We start from the raw sequence: 18,288 nt of genomic DNA, 5'->3' as shown, positions 1-18,288 counted from the left end.
GCCTCGTCGATGGCCCTAACGCCGATGCCCGTCGCTGATCGTTCCTACTAGGAAATCAGAAAATTTCGACACTGCTGAACAGTGCCGAAATTAACTCATAACGCTATCGGACAGCTAGACGATCGCGAACGTGCCCTGCGCTTTGGCAACCAGCTTGTCGTTCTGGCGAACGTCAGCTTCAACCACCAGCGTTCGGCGTCCGGCATGCAACACCGTGCTGGTGCAGATGACTTCGCCCTCGGCCACGGCGCGCATGTAATTGATCTTGCATTCCACGGTGACGCTTTGCTTGTCGAAGCCGTGGGCGCTGGAGCAGGCCAGGCCCATGGTGATGTCGACCAGACTGAACAGCGCGCCGCCATGCATGACGTTGCCGCGATTGCGCAGGTGTGGCTCAAGCGGCAAGGCCACCACAGCAACGCCTTCGTCCAGTTGCACCACTCGGCATCCGAGCGTCTTGAAGTAGGCGCTCTGGGTCAGTTCGTCAGGGATATCCATCAGCGCTTCTTCAGTTGCTTGGCATTGGCGAACAGCGACGCCATCGGGTTATTGCTCGGCGCCGGGGTGGCGGCTTCCTTGCGAGGGGCATTGCTTTGCTGCTGACGCGGCGCGGCTCCCGGACGGGCACCGCGAGCGCCATCTACCTTCTCGCCCGGTGTATCGCTCATGCGCATCGACAGACCCACGCGCTTACGCGGGATGTCCACCTCCATCACCTTGACCTTCACCACATCGCCGGCTTTGACCGCCTCGCGAGGGTCCTTGATGAACTTCTCCGAAAGCGCAGAGATATGTACCAAACCGTCCTGATGAACGCCGATATCAACGAATGCACCAAAGTTGGTGACGTTGGTGACAACGCCTTCAAGGATCATACCCGGCTGAAGATCTTTCAAGTCTTCAACGCCGTCCTGGAACTCAGCGGTCTTGAACCCCGGACGCGGATCTCGGCCTGGTTTTTCCAGCTCTTGAAGAATGTCGGTGACGGTCGGCAGCCCGAAGGTTTCATCTGTGAATTTCTTCGGATCGAGACGTTTCAGGAAGCTTGCGTCGCCGATCAGCGAGCGGATGTCGCGATCGGTCTGGGCGGCAATGCGCTGCACCAGCGGATACGCCTCAGGGTGAACCGCGGACGAATCCAGCGGGTTGTCACCGTTCATGACGCGCAGAAAGCCTGCGGCCTGTTCGAAGGTTTTCTCGCCCAGGCGCGGGACTTTCTTCAGCGCAGCCCGGGTTTTGAACGCGCCATTCTGGTCACGATGGGAAACGATGTTCTGCGCCAGCGTGGTGTTCAGGCCGGAGATCCGCGCCAGCAGGGCGACAGAGGCGGTGTTCACATCCACACCGACGGCGTTCACGCAGTCTTCCACCACTGCGTCGAGGCCGCGGGCCAGCTTCAGCTGCGATACGTCATGCTGGTACTGGCCAACGCCTATGGATTTCGGGTCGATTTTCACCAGTTCGGCGAGCGGGTCCTGCAAGCGGCGGGCGATGGACACGGCGCCGCGGATCGAAACGTCGAGGTCCGGGAATTCCTTGGCGGCGAGTTCCGACGCCGAGTACACCGAAGCGCCGGCTTCGGAGACCATGACTTTGGTCATCTTCAGGCCTGGGTATTTTTTGATCAGATCGCCGGCCAGCTTGTCGGTTTCGCGGCTGGCAGTGCCGTTGCCGATCGCGATCAGGTCAACCGAGTGCTTGGCGCACAGGGCAGCCAGCACGGCGATGGTCTGATCCCACTGGTTTTTCGGTACGTGCGGGTAAACCGTGGCGTAGTCCAGCAATTTGCCGGTGGAATCGACCACGGCGACCTTGCAGCCCGTGCGCAGGCCCGGGTCGAGGCCCAGCGTGGCGCGCGGCCCCGCAGGAGCGGCCAGCAACAGGTCGTGCAGGTTGTGAGCGAATACGTTGATCGCTTCGGTCTCGGCACCTTCGCGCAGCTCGCCGAGCAGGTCGGTTTCGAGGCTGGAGTACAGCTTGACCTTCCAGGTCCAGCGCACCACTTCAGCCAGCCATTTGTCCGCAGGGCGGTTCTGATTCTGCAGGCCGAAGCGCTCGCTGATCATCATCTCGCAGGGGTGCAGGGTGCCTGGCAGCTCTTCACCGACTTTCAGCGCCGAGCTCAGCACGCCCTCGTTGCGACCCCGGAAGATCGCCAGCGCGCGGTGCGACGGCATGCTCTTGAGCGGCTCGTCGTGTTCGAAGTAGTCGCGGAACTTGGCGCCTTCTTCCTCTTTACCTGGCACTACCCGGGCACTGATCACGGCCTCGTGCTTGAGGAAACTGCGCAGCTTTTCCAGCAGCGTCGCGTCTTCGGCAAAGCGCTCCATCAAAATGTATTTGGCGCCTTCAAGTACGGCCTTGACGTCGGCGAAGCCTTTTTCGGCATCGACGAAGCGCGCGGCTTCAGTTTCAGGGGACAGGGTCGGATCGTTGAAGATGCCGTCGGCCAGCTCGCCCAGGCCGGCTTCCAGTGCGATCTGGCCCTTGGTGCGGCGCTTCTGCTTATACGGCAGGTACAAGTCTTCAAGGCGAGTCTTGGTGTCGGCGAGCTTGATGTCGCGCGCCAGTTCAGGGGTCAGCTTGCCTTGCTCTTCGATGCTGGCAAGGATGCTGATGCGGCGCTCGTCGAGTTCGCGCAGGTAGCGCAGGCGCTCTTCCAGATGACGCAGTTGAGTGTCATCGAGGCTGCCAGTGACTTCCTTGCGGTAGCGAGCGATGAAAGGCACCGTTGAGCCTTCATCCAGTAGCGCTACGGCCGCTTCGACCTGTTGCGGGCGGACGCCGAGTTCCTCGGCGATGCGGCTGTTGATACTGTCCATAAAACCACCTGGCAAATGTGTGTGCATAAAATCAGCGACTGGCGAACCGCCTTGAACGAGCGTTGCCTGACCTTGAAGGCGGCGCATTATACCCAGTGAGCCCTGAATAGGGGATCGGCCCGTCACGCCGGTTTCAGCCCGCGCGGACGCTGTGAATTTCCCTCAGGCGACTGGACGAGAGCGCCCATGTGGAGTCAGGAAAAATCTGCTAACAATGCACACGGTGCGCATAACTGCAGCTACGCCATAATGCGCGCCGAGATCAAAGGAGCTTCCAATGAGCAGCACTGCACAAACGGCTGAAGGCGAGAAAATCCTCATCGTTGACGATGACCCGGGCTTGAGCAGCCTGCTAGAACGCTTTTTCAACAGCAAGGGCTACCGCGCCCGGGCTGTGCCCAACGTGGAGCAAATGGATCGGCTGCTGGCGCGCGAAGTGTTCCACCTCGTGGTGCTGGACCTGATGCTGCCGGGCGAAGACGGCCTGTCCGCCTGCCGCCGCCTGCGCGCCGCGAACAATCAAGTCCCCATCATCATGCTGACCGCCAAGGGCGACGAGCTTAGCCGCATCAAGGGCCTTGAGCTCGGCGCCGACGACTACCTCGCAAAACCTTTCAATCCTGACGAACTGATGGCTCGCGTCCGCGCCGTGCTGCGTCGTCAATCCGCACCCGTACCCGGCGCACCCGCCACCGAAGACGAAACCGTCACCTTTGGCGATTACGCTCTGTCGCTCGCCACTCGCGAGCTCAAGCGCGGCGACGAAGTTCACATGCTCACCACCGGTGAATTCGCCGTGCTGAAGGCGTTGGTCATGCATGCCCGTGAGCCGTTGACGCGGGACAAACTGATGAACCTGGCCCGTGGCCGCGAATGGGACGCGCTGGAGCGCTCCATTGACGTCCAGATCTCCCGCCTGCGTCGTCTGATTGAAGTGGACGCTGCCAAGCCGCGTTACATTCAGACGGTCTGGGGAGTGGGTTATGTTTTCGTGCCAGACGGTGCCAACAAGCAGTAGCAGCAAGTTCGACGGTAACCTGCCGGGCCTGTCTCACGCCCGCCTCCGTTAGCCAGTCACCTCAATGTTCGCGGAAGCGGCCATTGGCGTGACTGGTTTTTGCTGTGTCATGTGTTCCGCAAATTCGCGAGCCCGCCTCGCTTCCGCAAAGTGTATAGCTGCTGTTATGAAGACACCGCTCTGGTTCCCGCAAAGCTTTTTCTCCCGCACCCTGTGGCTGGTGCTCATTGTCGTGCTGTTTTCGAAGGCGCTGACCCTCGTCTATCTGCTGATGAACGAGGATGTTCTGGTCGATCGCCAGTACAGCCACGGCGTTGCACTCACTTTGCGGGCTTACTGGGCGGCCGATGAGAGCGACCGGCAGACCATCGCCGACGCTGCCGGGCTTATCCGTGTGGTAGGCGGCGGTGTGCCTGAAGGCGAGCAGCACTGGCCGTACTCAGAGATCTATCAGCGGCAGATGCAGGATGAGTTGGGCGCGGACACCGAAGTGCGCCTGCGTGTCCACGCGCCCCCGGCGTTGTGGGTGAGGGCGCCGAGTCTCGGCGATGGCTGGCTGAAAGTGCCGCTGTACCCACATCCCTTGCGCGGGCAGAAAATCTGGAGCGTGTTGGGCTGGTTCCTGGCGATCGGGTTGCTCTCGACGGCATCGGCGTGGATCTTCGTCAGCCAGCTCAATCAGCCGCTCAAACGCCTCGTCTTTGCCGCGCGCCAGCTAGGGCAGGGGCGCAGTGTGCGTTTGCCGGTCGGCGACACGCCCAGCGAGATCACCGAGGTGTACCGCGCGTTCAACCAGATGGCCGAAGACGTTGAGCAAGCCGGTCAGGAGCGCGAGCTGATGCTGGCCGGGGTTTCCCACGATTTGCGGACGCCGCTGACCCGGTTGCGCCTGTCACTGGAGTTGATGCCGACCAACAACGAGTTCATGGAAGGCATGGTGCGCGACATCGAAGACATGGACGCCATCCTCGATCAGTTCCTGGCATTTATCAGGGATGGGCGTGATGAAGAGGTCGAGGAAGTCGATCTGGTTGAGCTGGTCCACGAAGTTGTCGCGCCATACAACAACCCGGTGGAGCAGGTCCGGCTGTGTCTGGAGTCCATTCCGCCTTTCCCGCTGCGACGGGTTTCCATGAAGCGGCTGCTCAATAACCTCATCGGCAATGCCATGCACCATGCCGGTGACGGCGTTGAAGTGGCGGCCTACGTTTCCGGCGACAGCGGTGCGCCCTATGTGGTGCTAAGCGTGCTGGATCGCGGTATGGGTATTGATCCGTCGGAACTGGAGGGGATTTTCAATCCTTTCATCCGTGGCGACCGCGCCAGAAGTGGCAAGGGCACAGGGCTTGGCCTGGCGATCGTCAAGCGCATTGCGGCGATGCACGGCGGCAATGTCGAGCTGCGCAATCGTTCGGGAGGCGGGCTGGAGGCCAGGGTTCGGCTGCCGTTGGGGCTGTTGTTGCCGCGGGATGCCGATTGATTCGTTCGTGATTCTGCCTGGGGGCCCTGGGCGACTGGCGTGCTCGCGACCAAGGCCTCCGTGCAGAGACGGGCTAAGCCGTTAGCCTTTGCCTTTGGTGCGGGTCATGTGCGGCCCGCCGTTTTTTTCGATGTATTCGATGATTATTCCCGCCACATCCTTGCCGGTCGTGGTTTCAATGCCTTCAAGACCTGGCGACGAGTTCACCTCCATCACCAGTGGCCCGTGGTTGGAGCGCAGGATATCGACGCCCGCGACACTCAAACCCATGACCTTGGCCGCGCGTATGGCCGTCATGCGCTCTTCCGGCGTGATCTTGATCAGGCTGGCGGTGCCGCCACGATGCAGGTTGGAACGGAATTCCCCGGGCTTCGCCTGACGCTTCATCGAAGCAATGACCTTGTCCCCCACCACGAAGCAGCGGATGTCGGCGCCACCCGCTTCCTTGATGTACTCCTGGACCATGATGTCCTGCTTCAGACCCATGAAGGCCTCGATCACGGATTCAGCCGCCGTCGCGGTTTCGCACAACACCACGCCAATGCCTTGCGTGCCTTCGAGCACTTTGATGACCAGGGGTGCGCCGTTGACCATTTGAATCAGGTCTGGGATGTCATCCGGTGAGTGAGCGAAGCCGGTGACGGGCAAACCGATACCCCGACGCGACAACAACTGCAGCGAGCGCAATTTGTCGCGCGATCGTGCGATCGCGACGGATTCATTGAGCGGGAACACGCCCATCATCTCAAACTGACGCAGCACGGCGCAGCCGTAGAAGGTCACGGAGGCGCCAATGCGCGGTATCACCGCATCAAAGCCTTCCAGGGGTTTTCCTCGGTAGTGGATCTGCGGCTTATGACTGGCGATGTTCATATAGGCGCGCAGGGTATCGACCACCACGACCTCATGGCCGCGCTGAATGCCAGCTTCGACCAGACGACGAGTTGAATACAGACGCGGGTTTCGCGAAAGCACAGCGATCTTCATGCAGCACCTGTGGCAGAGAGATTTGAAGCCGGGAATACCGGCTTGTCCTGAATATAAGTAACACCCGGATTGACCACCAACTGGCCATCAATCAGGGCTTTGGAGCCCAGTAGCAACCGGTAGCGCATGGCCTTGCGGCAGGCCAGCGTGAATTCCACTGGCCAGACCCGATCCCCCAGCGCCAAGGTCGTACGAATGACGTAGCGAACCTGGGCGTGGCCGTTGGAGCTTTTAATGGTTTTCATCGCCACCAGTTGAGCCTCGCAGCGACGATGACGCAGCTGCACCACCGTCCCCAGATGCGCGTTGAAGCGCACCCATTTTTCGCCGTCCCGTTCGAACGGTTCTATTTCTGTCGCGTGCAGACTGGAAGTGCTCGCCCCGGTGTCGATTTTCGCGCGCAACCCGGCGACTCCCAGATGGGGCAAAGCCACCCATTCGCGAAGGCCGATAACTGTCAGATGGTCAAATGTTTTCAAAGCGGTTCCGTTCGTTTACACGTTCTGCCAGGCGGCGGCATCGATATGCGCCAGCGCCTGGAATGCTGGCTTGGCGAACCAGTAGCCTTGCATCAGGTAAATGCCGCAGTCGGCGAGGAAATCCCGTTCGCCTGCATGTTCAATGCCTTCGGCGATCACTGTAACGCCCAGGTCCGCACACATTGTGACAATGCCGCGCACGATGGCCTGCCGTGCGGGGTCGAGATGGACATTGCGCACCAGCGCCATATCTAGCTTGATCAAGTCAGGCTGAAAGTCGGCGAGCAGGGTCAGCCCTGAGTGCCCGGCGCCAAAGTCGTCGATGGCGGTCTTGAAGCCAAACTGGCGGTATTGGCGAAGAATGTTGGTCAGGTGGCTGTTGTTGCAAATGTGCTCGGTTTCGACGGTCTCGAAGATCAGTCGGTCCAGCGGAAAGTTGTGGGCCCGGGCGGCTTCCAGGGTGCTGCGAATGCACAGTTCGGGGCGATAAACCGCATTCGGCAGGAAGTTGATCGACAGGTGTTCGTCCATTCCCAGCCGGGCGGCAGTTGAAATCGCGCGGGTTCGGCACAATTGATCGAAACGGTAACGGTTGGTGTCGTCAACCCGGTTCAGCACAGACAAGGCACCTTCGCCGTTGACGCCACGTACCAACGCCTCGTGGGCAAACACCGAGTGGTCGCGGACGTCCACGATAGGCTGATAGGCAAATTCAAATTCGAAATCCAGCACGGAGCTTTCTTTGCAGCCCTCGCACCCACCAGTCAATGACGTTGGGAAGTCTGTCACGTCGTTCTCCTGAAGCCGGTGCTTTAGTCTTGGTGGGCAGTGTAAACGAGGGTGGCGGTTACTGCGTCCCCGGCGTGACGTAGTACGGTTTCTGACCATTACACGATTGAGGAATTCAGATGACACAGAAGTCAGACGAGGACGACAAAGTCCGTCTGGACAAATGGCTTTGGGCGGCACGCTTCTTCAAAACGCGCGCCTTGGCGAAAGCCGCCATTGAAAGCGGCAAGGTTCATTGCCGCGGCGAGCGTTGCAAGCCGGGAAAAGAGCCGCGTGTGGGGGATGAGTTGCAGATCAGAGCAGGCTTCGATGAGCGGACCGTCGTCGTCAAGGCATTGTCGATTGTCCGCCGTGGCGCGCCTGAGGCTCAGTTGCTGTATAGCGAAACGCCGGAGAGCCTTGCCAAACGCGAGCAAGCCGCCGAGATGCGCAAGGCCGGAAGCCTGGGCGTGACGACTGACGGCAGGCCGACCAAGAAGCAGCGCCGGCAATTGTTTCATTTTCGTTCGGGTGACGACTGACGATCTAGCCGCTTTCCGGGATCGCGCACTCATCGACCCCGGACTGCTCAGTGGCGACAGGCAGCTTACAAATGAGAGCCCTGCTTCATGATGCTCAGGCATTTGAGCAGCGGCAGGCGGCCCAGCACATTGAACACGGGCGCGGTCAGTCGAAACAGGAAAGCGGTGACGGTGGCAACGAACGGGGTGTAGCAGCTCCAGCCAAGGGCGAGCAACGCGATCATCACGCCGCCGATGTAATCGTCCTGACCCCAATGAGCGCCAGCAACCAGGCGCGGCATCATGAACAGGAACGCCAGCGCCCAGATGACGACACGCTGGCCAACCGTGCGGCTATAGACGCTCATGAACATCGCCCAGATCAACAGCACCGAAGCGTGGTCGCCCGGGAAGCTCTGGCTGGAGCGATCCTTGAGCTGCCACTTGTCTTCAAGCCCCGGGAATATGTCGCTGAGCTTGATGGCATCAGGGATCATCATCGATGCGCTGTCATGTTGCAGTGCGCTGTGGTCGATGATTTTGGAAAACACCGTTCGAATGATAAGCAGCAGAATCAGCGTCAACACAAAGCCGATCAGCGCAGCACGCGTTTGCAGTGATTTGAATACCCACTCGCCTTTGATAAGCAGCGTAAGAAGGATCAGGCCAACGACGACATCGAAGGGCCGCATGCTGGCAATCGTCCAGATCCACAACCACGCCTTGTTTTGCTCAAGCGGGCGGTTCAGTACGTGAAACAGGCCTTCATCGAAGTGCGTGAAAGCCGCGTGGCCCGTGGGCCAGATCCAAAGCAGCAGCAGTGCCAGTGCCACCAGATTGCACAGCATGAATTTTTTGGCGTTCCACTTGGGTTGGAACAATGCGGGATAGTCCATAAAATGCCCCCATCGGCATGACAGTGCACCCGTCGGTGCTAAACCGCGCTTTATAGGCGCTTGTCATCATTTTGTCATCCATTCAGATACCTTCTCCTATGTCAGACTTTGCGGATACCGATTACACCCAGCGCTTCATCTTCGACGAGAGCGACGTTCGCGGCGAGCTCGTGGCCCTTGAGCGCAGCTACGCCGAGGTACTTGCCAAGCACCCGTACCCCGAGCCAGTCGCCCAGTTACTCGGCGAGATGCTCGCCGCCGCCGCGCTATTGGTCGGCACACTGAAGTTCGACGGCTTGCTGATTTTGCAGGCGCGGTCGCTTGGGCCGGTATCGTTGCTGATGGTCGAATGCTCCAGCGAGCGGGAATTGCGCGGCATTGCGCGCTACGACGAAACCCTGGTCAAGCCTGACGCCACGCTACTCGACCTGATGCCCAATGGCGACCTGACCATGACCATCGACCCGCGTCAGGGCAAACGCTATCAGGGCATCGTGGGCCTTGATGGCGTCGACCTGTCGGCGTGCCTGTCCGAGTATTTTGTGATGTCGGAACAATTGCCGACTCGCTTCTGGATCAAGGCCGACGGCAAGCGCGCACGGGGCCTGCTGCTGCAACAGCTGCCAGCTGAAAAGCTGAAAGAGCTTGAAGAACGCGAGGCCAGCTGGCAGCACGTCAACACACTGGTCGACACCCTGACCGCCGAGGAACTGCTCAGCCTGACCAACGAAACCGTGTTGCATCGGCTGTTCCACGAAGACGTCGTGCGCATGTTCGACGTCCAGCCATTGGTGTTCCGTTGCAGCTGCTCGCGCGAACGTTCTGGCAATGCGCTGGTCAGTCTTGGTCTGGAAGATGCACAGCAGTTGGTGGTCGAGCATCACGGTGCGGTGGAGATCGACTGCCAGTTCTGCAATCAGCGCTATCTGTTCGATGCGACCGATGTAGCGCAGTTGTTTGCAGGGGGTGGGGTGGATACCCCTTCCGATACCCGCCATTAATGTAGTGCGGGTCCTGCGCTGAAAGCTTTCCGCCCGGCCCGCTTGACTCTTCTTCATGTAGTTCTGACAGGAGGGCCCTACCTTTTTTGGGCTTTTCTGGCATAATCCGGCCACTTTTTAGCTGTAGTAGTGTTGGTTTTTCTACTACAAAACGTTTGGAGCACTCGGCCATCGAGCCGACGGGGAATCTCATGACGCAAGCCAATAACGCCGTTCACACCGATCTCAGTGTCGACGATCTGGTTAAAGAAGCCCTCAAACGCGAAGAAGGCGTGCTGTCCGATACTGGCGCACTCGTCGTGGAAACAGGCCACCGCACTGGCCGCTCGCCTGTCGACCGCTTCATCGTAGATGAACCGACCACTCAGGCCGCGATCGCCTGGGGTCCGATCAACCGCAAATTCCCTGCCGATAAGTTCGACGCTCTGTGGGCCCGTGTCGAGGCGTTCAACAACGCCCAGGAACACTTCGTTTCCCACGTTCACGTAGGCGCAGCCGAAGATCACTACCTCGCGGTCAAGATGACCACGCAGACAGCCTGGCAGAACCTGTTCGGTCGCTGCCTGTTCATTAACCCGGCCCAGTACAACCCGGCCGGTCGTGAAGAATGGCAAGTGCTCAACGTGGCCAACTTCGAGTGCGTGCCTGAGCGTGACGGCACCAACTCGGACGGCTGCGTCATCATCAACTTCGCCCAGAAGAAGGTGCTCATTGCCGGTATGCGTTACGCCGGTGAAATGAAGAAAGCCATGTTCTCGGTGCAGAACTTCCTGCTGCCGGCGTCCGACGTGCTGCCAATGCACTGCGCGGCCAACATCGGTGAAGACGGCGACGTGACGCTGTTCTTCGGTCTGTCCGGGACTGGTAAAACCACGCTGTCCGCCGACGAGACCCGTTACCTGATCGGTGACGACGAACACGGTTGGGGCGAAGGCGTTGTCTTCAACATCGAAGGCGGCTGCTATGCCAAATGCATTGACCTCTCCGAGAAGAACGAGCCGGTTATCTGGAAGGCCATCAAGCACGGCGCCGTGCTGGAAAACGTGGTGCTGGACGCAGCCGGTCATGCCGACTACGCCGACAGCAGCCTGACTCAGAACAGCCGCGCCGCGTATCCACTAGAGCACGTTGAAAAGCGCTCCGAGAAGAACCTGGGCGGCGAGCCAAACGCAGTCATCTTCCTGACCTGCGACCTCACCGGCGTGCTGCCACCCGTGTCGATCCTCAGCGAAGAACAAGCGGCCTACCACTTCCTGTCGGGTTACACCGCACTGGTTGGCTCCACTGAAATGGGCTCGGGCGCTGGCATCAAGTCGACGTTCTCCACCTGCTTCGGCGCACCGTTCTTCCCGCGTCCGGCGGGCGAATACGCAGAGCTGCTGATCAAGCGCATCCGCGGTTTCGGCTCCAAGGTCTATCTGGTCAACACAGGCTGGACCGGCGGCGGCTACGGCGTCGGCAAACGCTTCAACATTCCGACCACCCGTGGCGTCATCGCGGCCATCCAGAGCGGCGCGTTGATCGGTGCAGCAACCGAGCACCTCGACACCGTTAACCTGGACGTCCCGACTTCCGTACCGGGCGTCGAAACCGGCCTGCTCAACCCGCGCAACACCTGGGCTGACAAAGCCGCGTATGACGAAGCAGCCAAAGCTCTGGCCGGCCTCTTCATCGAGAACTTCAAGAAGTTTGAAGTGAGCGACGCGATCAAGGCAGCGGGTCCGAAGCTGTAAGATCGGCACCTGTTAAAAAGAAACCGCCCTTCGGGGCGGTTTTTTTATGCCTGCGCGATGTTATCCGTCTGCTTTCGTCGTTGCCGGAAAGTCCTGGGTGATATCAAAGCTGCCCTTCGCCACGACGCTTTTCGCGTTACACAGCCTGGCGTCAAACCCCGGGTGGCGCTCGCCGTGCTCTGCCGCGTAAGCAGCGGCTTCCCGGGTGCAGTCGTCGGTGGGTTGCTCAGGTGACAGCGCCGCATTGAACTGAAACGTACCGATCAACCGGTAGCGGTCGAGCAGTTTGTTAGGGGAGCTTAGCTTCTCGATTTTGCTGAAGACGAGTTGGACGTTGCTGTTGCTGCCGTTCTTGTCCGTATCGAAATACTGGTAGTACGAACCGGTGTCGTAGGACGCGCTGTTTTCATCGTGGGCCACTTCGACGCGGCCTCCCTGAAACATGATCGCCTTCTTTTCCTGATCGGGGTTATCGAAGGAGAATCCGAGGATCGGCCCGATGCTGACCTCATTGCGGTCACCTTCTGCTTCCTGGTCCGCGCTCAGCGTCAACCAGTTGGAGCCAGGCAGTTTGCCGGGCAAGAAGCCCAGGCTCACCTGATCCCCGCGCGCTTCGTAATGAAGGTTCAACGCACCGCTGACATCCACGCTCATGGTTTTCTGCGCTGGCGAGGCGCTTGCCGTCGCGACGTCGGAGGTCTTGGAATCATCGCCGCAGCCGCACAGCATGGCGGTCGTGACGGCCAATAGCAGCGGGAAAAGGCGGGTGGTGGTTCGCGTGGCTGCTTGAGGCATGGTATTCCGTCCGTAATCGCTGCGGTTGGCTCTGACTGTAGCTCCGTATGACCGCAGAAAGCGCTGACGGGTCAATCCAGCAATGACAAAAAGCGGGATGAAGAAACCGCCCTCGTGGGCGGTTTCTTCAGGAATTTGGTTTTCGCCACCGCGGCGCTCGGCGAGGAGGCCATTGGCGATGGACTGGACAGCCATCAGAGGGCTTTAGTTGCCCATGACGCCGGGTCTGGTTTCAGCAGATGTCATTGTAGGCTTCATTCCCCTTCGCGAGTGTGGCAGCCAGGCCCTGCGCTGGCTTGAATGGAGTACCGGCAACCATGCTGAAGCCAGTCCCTTTATCTGCATAGCTGACGTAACGCTCTGTTTTATGGTCTTCACGCAAGACAGTGTAAGAATGATTGCGCATCTTGATGAAGTCAGCCTCGTGCATGACGACGCTCTGATGAAGCCGGCTGACATCGATCGCTGACAGATTCAGTTTTCGTTGCAGCTTCGTGCCCCATCGGGACAGGCAGACTTCGGCATAGTGTCGAACGATTGTGCCCGGTTCTGTAAGGTCTCCGGGCCCGCTTGCCCCTGTGAGCGACGCATTACCTACCAAAGACGCATGGCGCCCTGCCATGGGAAAGATGCTGACTTTAGTTCTGGCGTCTGTTTTCGGAATGATGCATGAGAACCCTTTAGAGCGTTCGTCGCGGGCATAGAACGCCACGTATTCTTTGACGTTGCTGCCGAGAGAAACTTTCTCAAGCTGGTAATTCAAGGGACCGGGCACCGGATCTACCGCGAATATGTTGACCGGTATCTGGCGCGTTTCCGGATTCGCCATCAGCGCGTTGGCGAGCATGTGGCAACTCACCCCGCCGCGGCTCCACCCCACCAGGTTGATCTGTTTGGGAATCAAGCCGTCTTTTCTCAGGTTCTTGATCAGCTGTTGCTGGAGTTCCTGCGGGCTGATGCGATTGCCGTAGTCGTATTGCCGCCAGAACCACGAGCCGTGTGCCTGCGCGTCTGGAATAGGCACGTCGGCTCGCTTGAGACGCTGGTAGTCGGCTTCAGACAGCTTGGTTCTTTGCCAATCGAATTGGCCCCGGATGATGTTGAGAGCATGCTGCACATTCTCATGCCAGCCTTTGCCGAATGCAGTGCCAGTCCAGCCAAATCCTTTGGATTCGGTAAACAGTTCGTCGGCCTGCATGTTGCCGCTACCCGGGCCGTCGATAACAATCCACTCCGCGAACTCGTGACCGGCAATGTTATTGGCCAGCGTCGCAACCAGTTCACCGTTCCAGTAGTTCTTGTGCAGGTTGTCGTATTTAGTCGAGCCCGTGCCGCAAAAGAAAATTGTAAATGTTGTCATATTTCTAACCTCGTTGGTTGATAGGAACCACGAGGTTAGAAGACTGTTTGGGGAAGCGTCCGCGGTTGTTGTTACTTCATGTTGAGTGACGAGCGTAAATAAATATCCAGCGGCGTGAATGGGTTATCCATCACGCTGAATAATCCCGGGCCGCTGTACAGTACTGTTCTTGCGCCAGTTTATTTTTATCACTTTTGTCTTTGGCGACGCGTTTGCTCCAATCGCTGCACATGTCTTTGAAGTAGGGTACGGCAGCCCGGCGGCACTCACGGTGTTCGACACTGTCGGCCAGGAAGTTCATGCAGACACTGCTGGTTTCAATATGATTGTTGGAAATACGATAGCGGGCTTCATATCGGTTTCGCCCGTCGATTTCACGGATAAACACACCCGCTACTTCATAACGCCGAGCGGGCTCGGTTCTGGGCTTTGCGGCAGCGGCCTTGTAGCTCGCCATGTAATGCTCTGAAACCATCCCTTGGGGGCGGACGGCTTGGGCGTCGCTGCCCTGAGCGTCCCCGAAGCGGCAGTTCACGACATCCTGGTCGATGAGGTTGCCGCCTTTCAGGCAGGTATCGAGCGGCCGCGCGGTGACGGGTTGCGAGACGTCAGCCTTGGGGGCGATATAAACGACTTGTTCGACGTTGCGCACCTGAGCAACAGGTTGTATCGCCTCGGGCTCGCTGACGACTTCTGCGGTGGGCGGGGCGGGAATGACCATCGCTGCTGGCTTGGGTGTGCGAAACATCTGGGCGATCAGAAAGATGATTGCGATCAGCAGCGCCAAGCAGATCAGCACGCTGCTGAACGGCCAGTTGCTATTGCCGGACGCCGCGGTTCGCCGGGCAGGGTGAGAGCCGAGTACAACGTCGAACTGGCCGGGCGCCAGTCGTTTCATGGTGAGCCCGTCATCCTCGGGCTGGGGCGTGGATTGCATTGCCTCTCCTTGGCGAATCGTGTGGTGTCGACCGGTTTGCAGTTGATTGGGGCGTCTGACGTGCCGCGCTTGAATACGCGTCGCGCGAGATTAATCCTCGGAATGACGTTTTGCCAGCATTGCGCGCGGTGTTTGTATCCGGGATGTATCCTGTCAGATATTTCTGTAATGGTTTAGGTGTATTGCGCCCGGACCCACCGCGCTATGGTTCACGCCCTGGCGACGGTCAAAGGAGTGGCAGCACATGCATCAAACCCTTGAGCAGGTTTTCGGTTATCGGCAGTTTCGCGCCGGGCAAGAGACCGCCATCAGTGCGGTGTTGGCCGGACGCTCCGCCGCAGCGATATTTCCCACAGGTTCCGGTAAATCCCTCTGCTATCAGCTGCCGGCATTGCTGCTGCCGCATCTGACGTTGGTGGTGTCACCGCTGTTGGCGCTGATTCAGGACCAGTTGGCTTTCCTGCAGCGGCACGGCATTGCGGCGGCGAGTATCGACTCCGCGCAAAGTCGCGACGAGGTCGCCGATGTCATGGCTCGTGCGCGTTCCGGTGAGCTGAAAATCCTGATGATTTCCGTCGAACGCCTGAAAAACGAACGCTTCAGGCATTTCATCACCCAAGTGCCGATTTCCCTGCTGGTCGTCGACGAGGCGCACTGCATCTCCGAGTGGGGCCACAACTTCCGGCCCGATTACCTGAAACTCCCTGACTACCAGCGCGAGTTCAACATCCCCCAGGCGCTGCTACTGACAGCGACCGCGACACCTCAAGTCATCGATGACATGCAGAGCAAGTTCGGCATCGCGCCGGACGATGTGGTGACGACCGGTTTCTACCGGCCAAACCTTACCCTGAGGGTTGAGCCCGTCGCAGGCCGGGACAAGCGCCGGCGGCTGGTGGAGTGGCTCGGCGAACGGGCCGGGCAGCCGAGCATTGTCTACGTCACGTTGCAGAAAACTGCCGAGTTCGTGGCCGCTCATCTGTCGCAGAACGGCATCCAGGCGCACGCCTACCATGCCGGCCTGCCCCACGATAAGCGCGAGTCGATTCAGCGCCAGTTCATGGAGGGGCGGCTCAACTGCATCGTCGCCACGATCGCTTTCGGGATGGGCATCGACAAGAGTGACATCCGCAACGTCGTCCATTTCGACTTGCCCAAATCCATCGAGAACTACAGCCAGGAAATCGGTCGTGCAGGCCGGGATGGGGCGACGTCGGAGTGTCTGGTGCTGGCCAATCGCGACAGCCTGAACGTGCTGGAGAACTTCGTGTACGGCGATACGCCGGAGCAGGAAGGCATTCGACTGGTGCTGGAAGATCTGCAAGGCGCGCGCAACGACAGTCAATGGGAGTTTCTGCTGGCGCCCTTGTCGGACCTCAGCAACATCCGCCAACTGCCCCTCAAGACGCTGCTGGTGCAGTTGGAACTGCGCGGGATCATCGCGCCGCGTTATTCGTATTTCGCGGAGTACCGCTTCAAGTACCTGATCGAGCCGCAGGTGCTGGTGCAGCGGTTTCAGGGCGAACGACGCGAATTCGTGCAGGCGCTGACCGAGACATCAAGCCGGGCGCGGACGTGGGCAACCGTCAATTTCGACGCGATGTATCAGCAGTATCAGGCCGAGCGAGGGCGCGTGGTGACGGCGCTGGATTTCTTTCAGGAGAAGGGCTGGATCGAGCTTGAAAGCAAGCAGATGACCGAGGTCTACAGCCTGATCGCTGCCGACTTCGACGCACAGGCGCTGAGCGAGGAGTTGCATGACTACTTCGTCCATCATGAAAAGACCGAAGTCGCGCGCATCCACGCGATGCTCGAGCTGTTCGCCAGCGAGCAGTGCCTTAGTCATCGTCTCGCTCAATACTTTGGCGACGACCGTGCGCCCGAGCGCTGTGGTCATTGTTCGGTGTGCGAGGGGCATGTGGCCGTACTCCCCGAGCCGCCAGCCTTGACGTCCTTGAGCGAGCAGGACTTTGCGGACCTGTGCAGCGATTTCGTCAGCAAGCACCTCGAGGTCCGAGGGCATGAACCGGGCCCGGAGTGCCTGACGCGGTTTCTCTGCGGGATCAGCGTGCCGATGTTTACCCGGCTCAAGGCCCGTAATATCGGCGGATTTGCGGCGCTGGAGGCCTATCCGTATGCGGAGGTGCGTCAGTGGATTCAACGCCAGATTCAATAGTGGTCACGAACCTCATGAACGATGAAACACGACAGACACACCGGAGGGAGCCCCATGAATGACACCCCGCAGCGCGCCGACTATCGCCACTTCCAGCCGATCGTGACGCGCTGGCACGACAACGATGTGTATGGCCATATCAATAACGTCACGTACTACAGCTTTTTTGACAGCGCGGTGAATACCTACCTGATCGAACAGGGCGGGCTGGATATTCATGACGGTGAAACAGTGGGATTCGTGGTGAGTTCGTCGTGCGATTACTTTGCGTCGATTGCGTATCCCGAGCTGATCGAGGTCGGGCTGCGGGTCGGCAAGCTGGGCAACAGCTCGGTGCAATATGAATTGGCAGTATTCAAGACGGGAGAGGAGGAGGCGCGTGCAGCAGGCCGCTTCGTGCATGTGTTTGTGGATCGGGCGTCCAATCAGCCAGTGCCGATCCCGGCAGGGTTGCGGCAGGCGCTTGAGCGATTGGTGGCCTGAACATAAAACCGGCCGCGTTATCGGCGGCCGGCGTTTATCGGGTCAGATGCGCGAGAGAAACTCGACGGCATCAGTCACGATGGTGCTTGCGATGGCCATACGCGTGGCCGCGACCATGTTTGTAGTCGCGGCGATCGCCACGGTAGCCACGGCCCCGGTCGTCGTCACGGCGGCTTTCGTCGCCCATGTAGTTACCAAGTGCGCCGCCCGCGCCGCCGCCTGCTGCTGCGCCGATCAAACTGCCGGTGCTACCACCGACGCTGCGACCGATCACGTTACCGCCAGCGGCACCCAGGCCGCCGCCGATTGCGGCTTCGGTACGATTCCGGCGATTGGCGCCCACTGCGCCACCGGCCGCACCGCCAAGGCCGGCACCAATTGCCGAACCTGTGCTGCCGCCGACCTGTTGGCCAACGACGGAGCCGAGTACCCCACCCAATGCGCCGCCCACGCCGGCCGTCACGTTATCGCCTGCTGAGGCAAAACCGCTGACCAGTGAGAACGACAACAACAGAATCGAGGAATACTTCATATATGGATGCTCATAGGGATGACGCCGCGATCCTGCGATCATGAAGAAAATGTCACAATCGAATTCCGACGAATAGCACGACCTGTATACAAAACGCTAACTTATTGTTTTGGCTCGGGAACCTAAGTCAGGTTAGTGAGTCATACGCTACTTGATAAAGGCCCGAATCTCGCGATTCGGGCCTTTTTTGTGCCCGCAGGAAGGGGTGAGCTTTTTCTTGCGACGAGGCCGGTACATCCGCTAACTATCCAGCGGTTGTCAGATCCCCTTCGCGAGCAAGCTCGCTCCCACGTGGGCAGC

Annotated in this window: 17 protein-coding genes; 7 read left to right on the top strand and 10 right to left on the bottom strand. The window is 59.5% G+C overall.

Translation table 11 applies throughout. The features are described 5' to 3' along the window. Positions 1-114: 114 nt before the first annotated feature. Positions 115-498, bottom strand: a complete 384-nt coding sequence (locus AC0Z8Z_RS20105) for a PaaI family thioesterase (RefSeq protein WP_122623487.1) — start codon at positions 496-498, stop codon at positions 115-117. Continuing rightward, entirely contained in the window at positions 498-2,822 is a 2,325-nt protein-coding gene (locus AC0Z8Z_RS20100) for a Tex family protein (protein ID WP_172610339.1), read from the bottom strand. The genes AC0Z8Z_RS20105 and AC0Z8Z_RS20100 overlap by 1 nt, the downstream gene beginning before the upstream one ends. 277 nt (positions 2,823-3,099) lie before the next feature. Between AC0Z8Z_RS20100 and ompR the strand changes: the two genes are divergently transcribed. Further along, positions 3,100-3,840 carry an osmolarity response regulator transcription factor OmpR gene (gene ompR, locus AC0Z8Z_RS20095; protein WP_065987440.1) on the top strand — a complete coding sequence of 247 codons (741 nt, stop codon included), beginning with the start codon at positions 3,100-3,102 and terminating at the stop codon, positions 3,838-3,840. A 166-nt stretch (positions 3,841-4,006) separates the two neighbouring features. Next, positions 4,007-5,320 (top strand): ATP-binding protein, encoded by a 1,314-nt coding sequence (locus tag AC0Z8Z_RS20090; RefSeq protein ID WP_065987439.1) that lies wholly within the window; start codon positions 4,007-4,009, stop codon positions 5,318-5,320. A gap of 81 nt (positions 5,321-5,401) precedes the next feature. Here AC0Z8Z_RS20090 and rimK read toward each other — a convergent pair whose 3' ends face one another. Genes rimK through rimA form a run of 3 tightly spaced genes read right to left on the bottom strand, consistent with a single transcriptional unit; the run spans position 5,402 to position 7,575 of the window. After that, on the bottom strand, positions 5,402-6,307 hold the full coding sequence (gene rimK / locus AC0Z8Z_RS20085; protein ID WP_065987438.1) for a 30S ribosomal protein S6--L-glutamate ligase: 906 nt from the start codon (positions 6,305-6,307) through the stop codon (positions 5,402-5,404). After that, a complete protein-coding gene (gene rimB, locus AC0Z8Z_RS20080; RefSeq protein ID WP_065987437.1) occupies positions 6,304-6,786 on the bottom strand; it encodes a retropepsin-like aspartic endopeptidase RimB in 483 nt (160 codons plus the stop codon). The genes rimK and rimB overlap by 4 nt, the downstream gene beginning before the upstream one ends. Positions 6,787-6,801: 15 nt before the next feature. Next, positions 6,802-7,575, bottom strand: coding sequence for a S6 modification regulatory phosphodiesterase RimA (gene rimA / locus AC0Z8Z_RS20075; protein ID WP_485620277.1), 774 nt, complete (start codon positions 7,573-7,575; stop codon positions 6,802-6,804). Between the two features lie 119 nt (positions 7,576-7,694). On the opposite strand from rimA, the gene AC0Z8Z_RS20070 reads away from it, so the two are divergent. Continuing rightward, positions 7,695-8,096, top strand: a complete 402-nt coding sequence (locus tag AC0Z8Z_RS20070; protein ID WP_205485232.1) for an RNA-binding S4 domain-containing protein — start codon at positions 7,695-7,697, stop codon at positions 8,094-8,096. A gap of 65 nt (positions 8,097-8,161) precedes the next feature. Here AC0Z8Z_RS20070 and AC0Z8Z_RS20065 read toward each other — a convergent pair whose 3' ends face one another. Beyond that, positions 8,162-8,971, bottom strand: a complete 810-nt coding sequence (locus AC0Z8Z_RS20065) for a phosphatase PAP2 family protein (RefSeq protein ID WP_122534068.1) — start codon at positions 8,969-8,971, stop codon at positions 8,162-8,164. A 98-nt stretch (positions 8,972-9,069) separates the two neighbouring features. Here AC0Z8Z_RS20065 and hslO point away from each other — a divergent pair, with 98 nt between their 5' ends. Beyond that, positions 9,070-9,972, top strand: a complete 903-nt coding sequence (gene hslO, locus AC0Z8Z_RS20060) for an Hsp33 family molecular chaperone HslO (protein WP_485620276.1) — start codon at positions 9,070-9,072, stop codon at positions 9,970-9,972. A 191-nt stretch (positions 9,973-10,163) separates the two neighbouring features. Beyond that, complete coding sequence (locus AC0Z8Z_RS20055; RefSeq protein WP_122534066.1) at positions 10,164-11,705, top strand: phosphoenolpyruvate carboxykinase; 1,542 nt, start codon at positions 10,164-10,166, stop codon at positions 11,703-11,705. Between the two features lie 60 nt (positions 11,706-11,765). On the opposite strand, the gene AC0Z8Z_RS20050 is transcribed toward AC0Z8Z_RS20055, so the two are convergent. From AC0Z8Z_RS20050 to AC0Z8Z_RS20040, 3 genes are all read right to left on the bottom strand, one after another. Then, a complete protein-coding gene (locus AC0Z8Z_RS20050) occupies positions 11,766-12,500 on the bottom strand; it encodes a hypothetical protein (RefSeq protein ID WP_272629538.1) in 735 nt (244 codons plus the stop codon). Between the two features lie 232 nt (positions 12,501-12,732). Next, positions 12,733-13,860, bottom strand: coding sequence for a hypothetical protein (locus AC0Z8Z_RS20045; RefSeq protein WP_485620275.1), 1,128 nt, complete (start codon positions 13,858-13,860; stop codon positions 12,733-12,735). Between the two features lie 130 nt (positions 13,861-13,990). Further along, complete coding sequence (locus AC0Z8Z_RS20040) at positions 13,991-14,797, bottom strand: hypothetical protein (protein ID WP_485620274.1); 807 nt, start codon at positions 14,795-14,797, stop codon at positions 13,991-13,993. A gap of 244 nt (positions 14,798-15,041) precedes the next feature. On the opposite strand from AC0Z8Z_RS20040, the gene AC0Z8Z_RS20035 reads away from it, so the two are divergent. Together AC0Z8Z_RS20035 and AC0Z8Z_RS20030 are read left to right on the top strand one after the other, a co-directional pair. Next, positions 15,042-16,973 carry a RecQ family ATP-dependent DNA helicase gene (locus AC0Z8Z_RS20035; RefSeq protein WP_485620273.1) on the top strand — a complete coding sequence of 644 codons (1,932 nt, stop codon included), beginning with the start codon at positions 15,042-15,044 and terminating at the stop codon, positions 16,971-16,973. A 54-nt stretch (positions 16,974-17,027) separates the two neighbouring features. Further along, positions 17,028-17,456 (top strand): acyl-CoA thioesterase, encoded by a 429-nt coding sequence (locus AC0Z8Z_RS20030; RefSeq protein ID WP_122534061.1) that lies wholly within the window; start codon positions 17,028-17,030, stop codon positions 17,454-17,456. A 70-nt stretch (positions 17,457-17,526) separates the two neighbouring features. Here AC0Z8Z_RS20030 and AC0Z8Z_RS20025 read toward each other — a convergent pair whose 3' ends face one another. After that, entirely contained in the window at positions 17,527-17,988 is a 462-nt protein-coding gene (locus tag AC0Z8Z_RS20025) for a glycine zipper domain-containing protein (protein ID WP_037016408.1), read from the bottom strand. Positions 17,989-18,288 lie beyond the last annotated feature (300 nt).

The sequence above is a fragment of the Pseudomonas sp. 1L-C-7-B-C1 genome, from assembly GCF_057291635.1.
The sequence above is the reverse complement of the archived record's forward strand: the minus strand, read 5'-3'. Positions and strand labels throughout refer to the sequence as shown.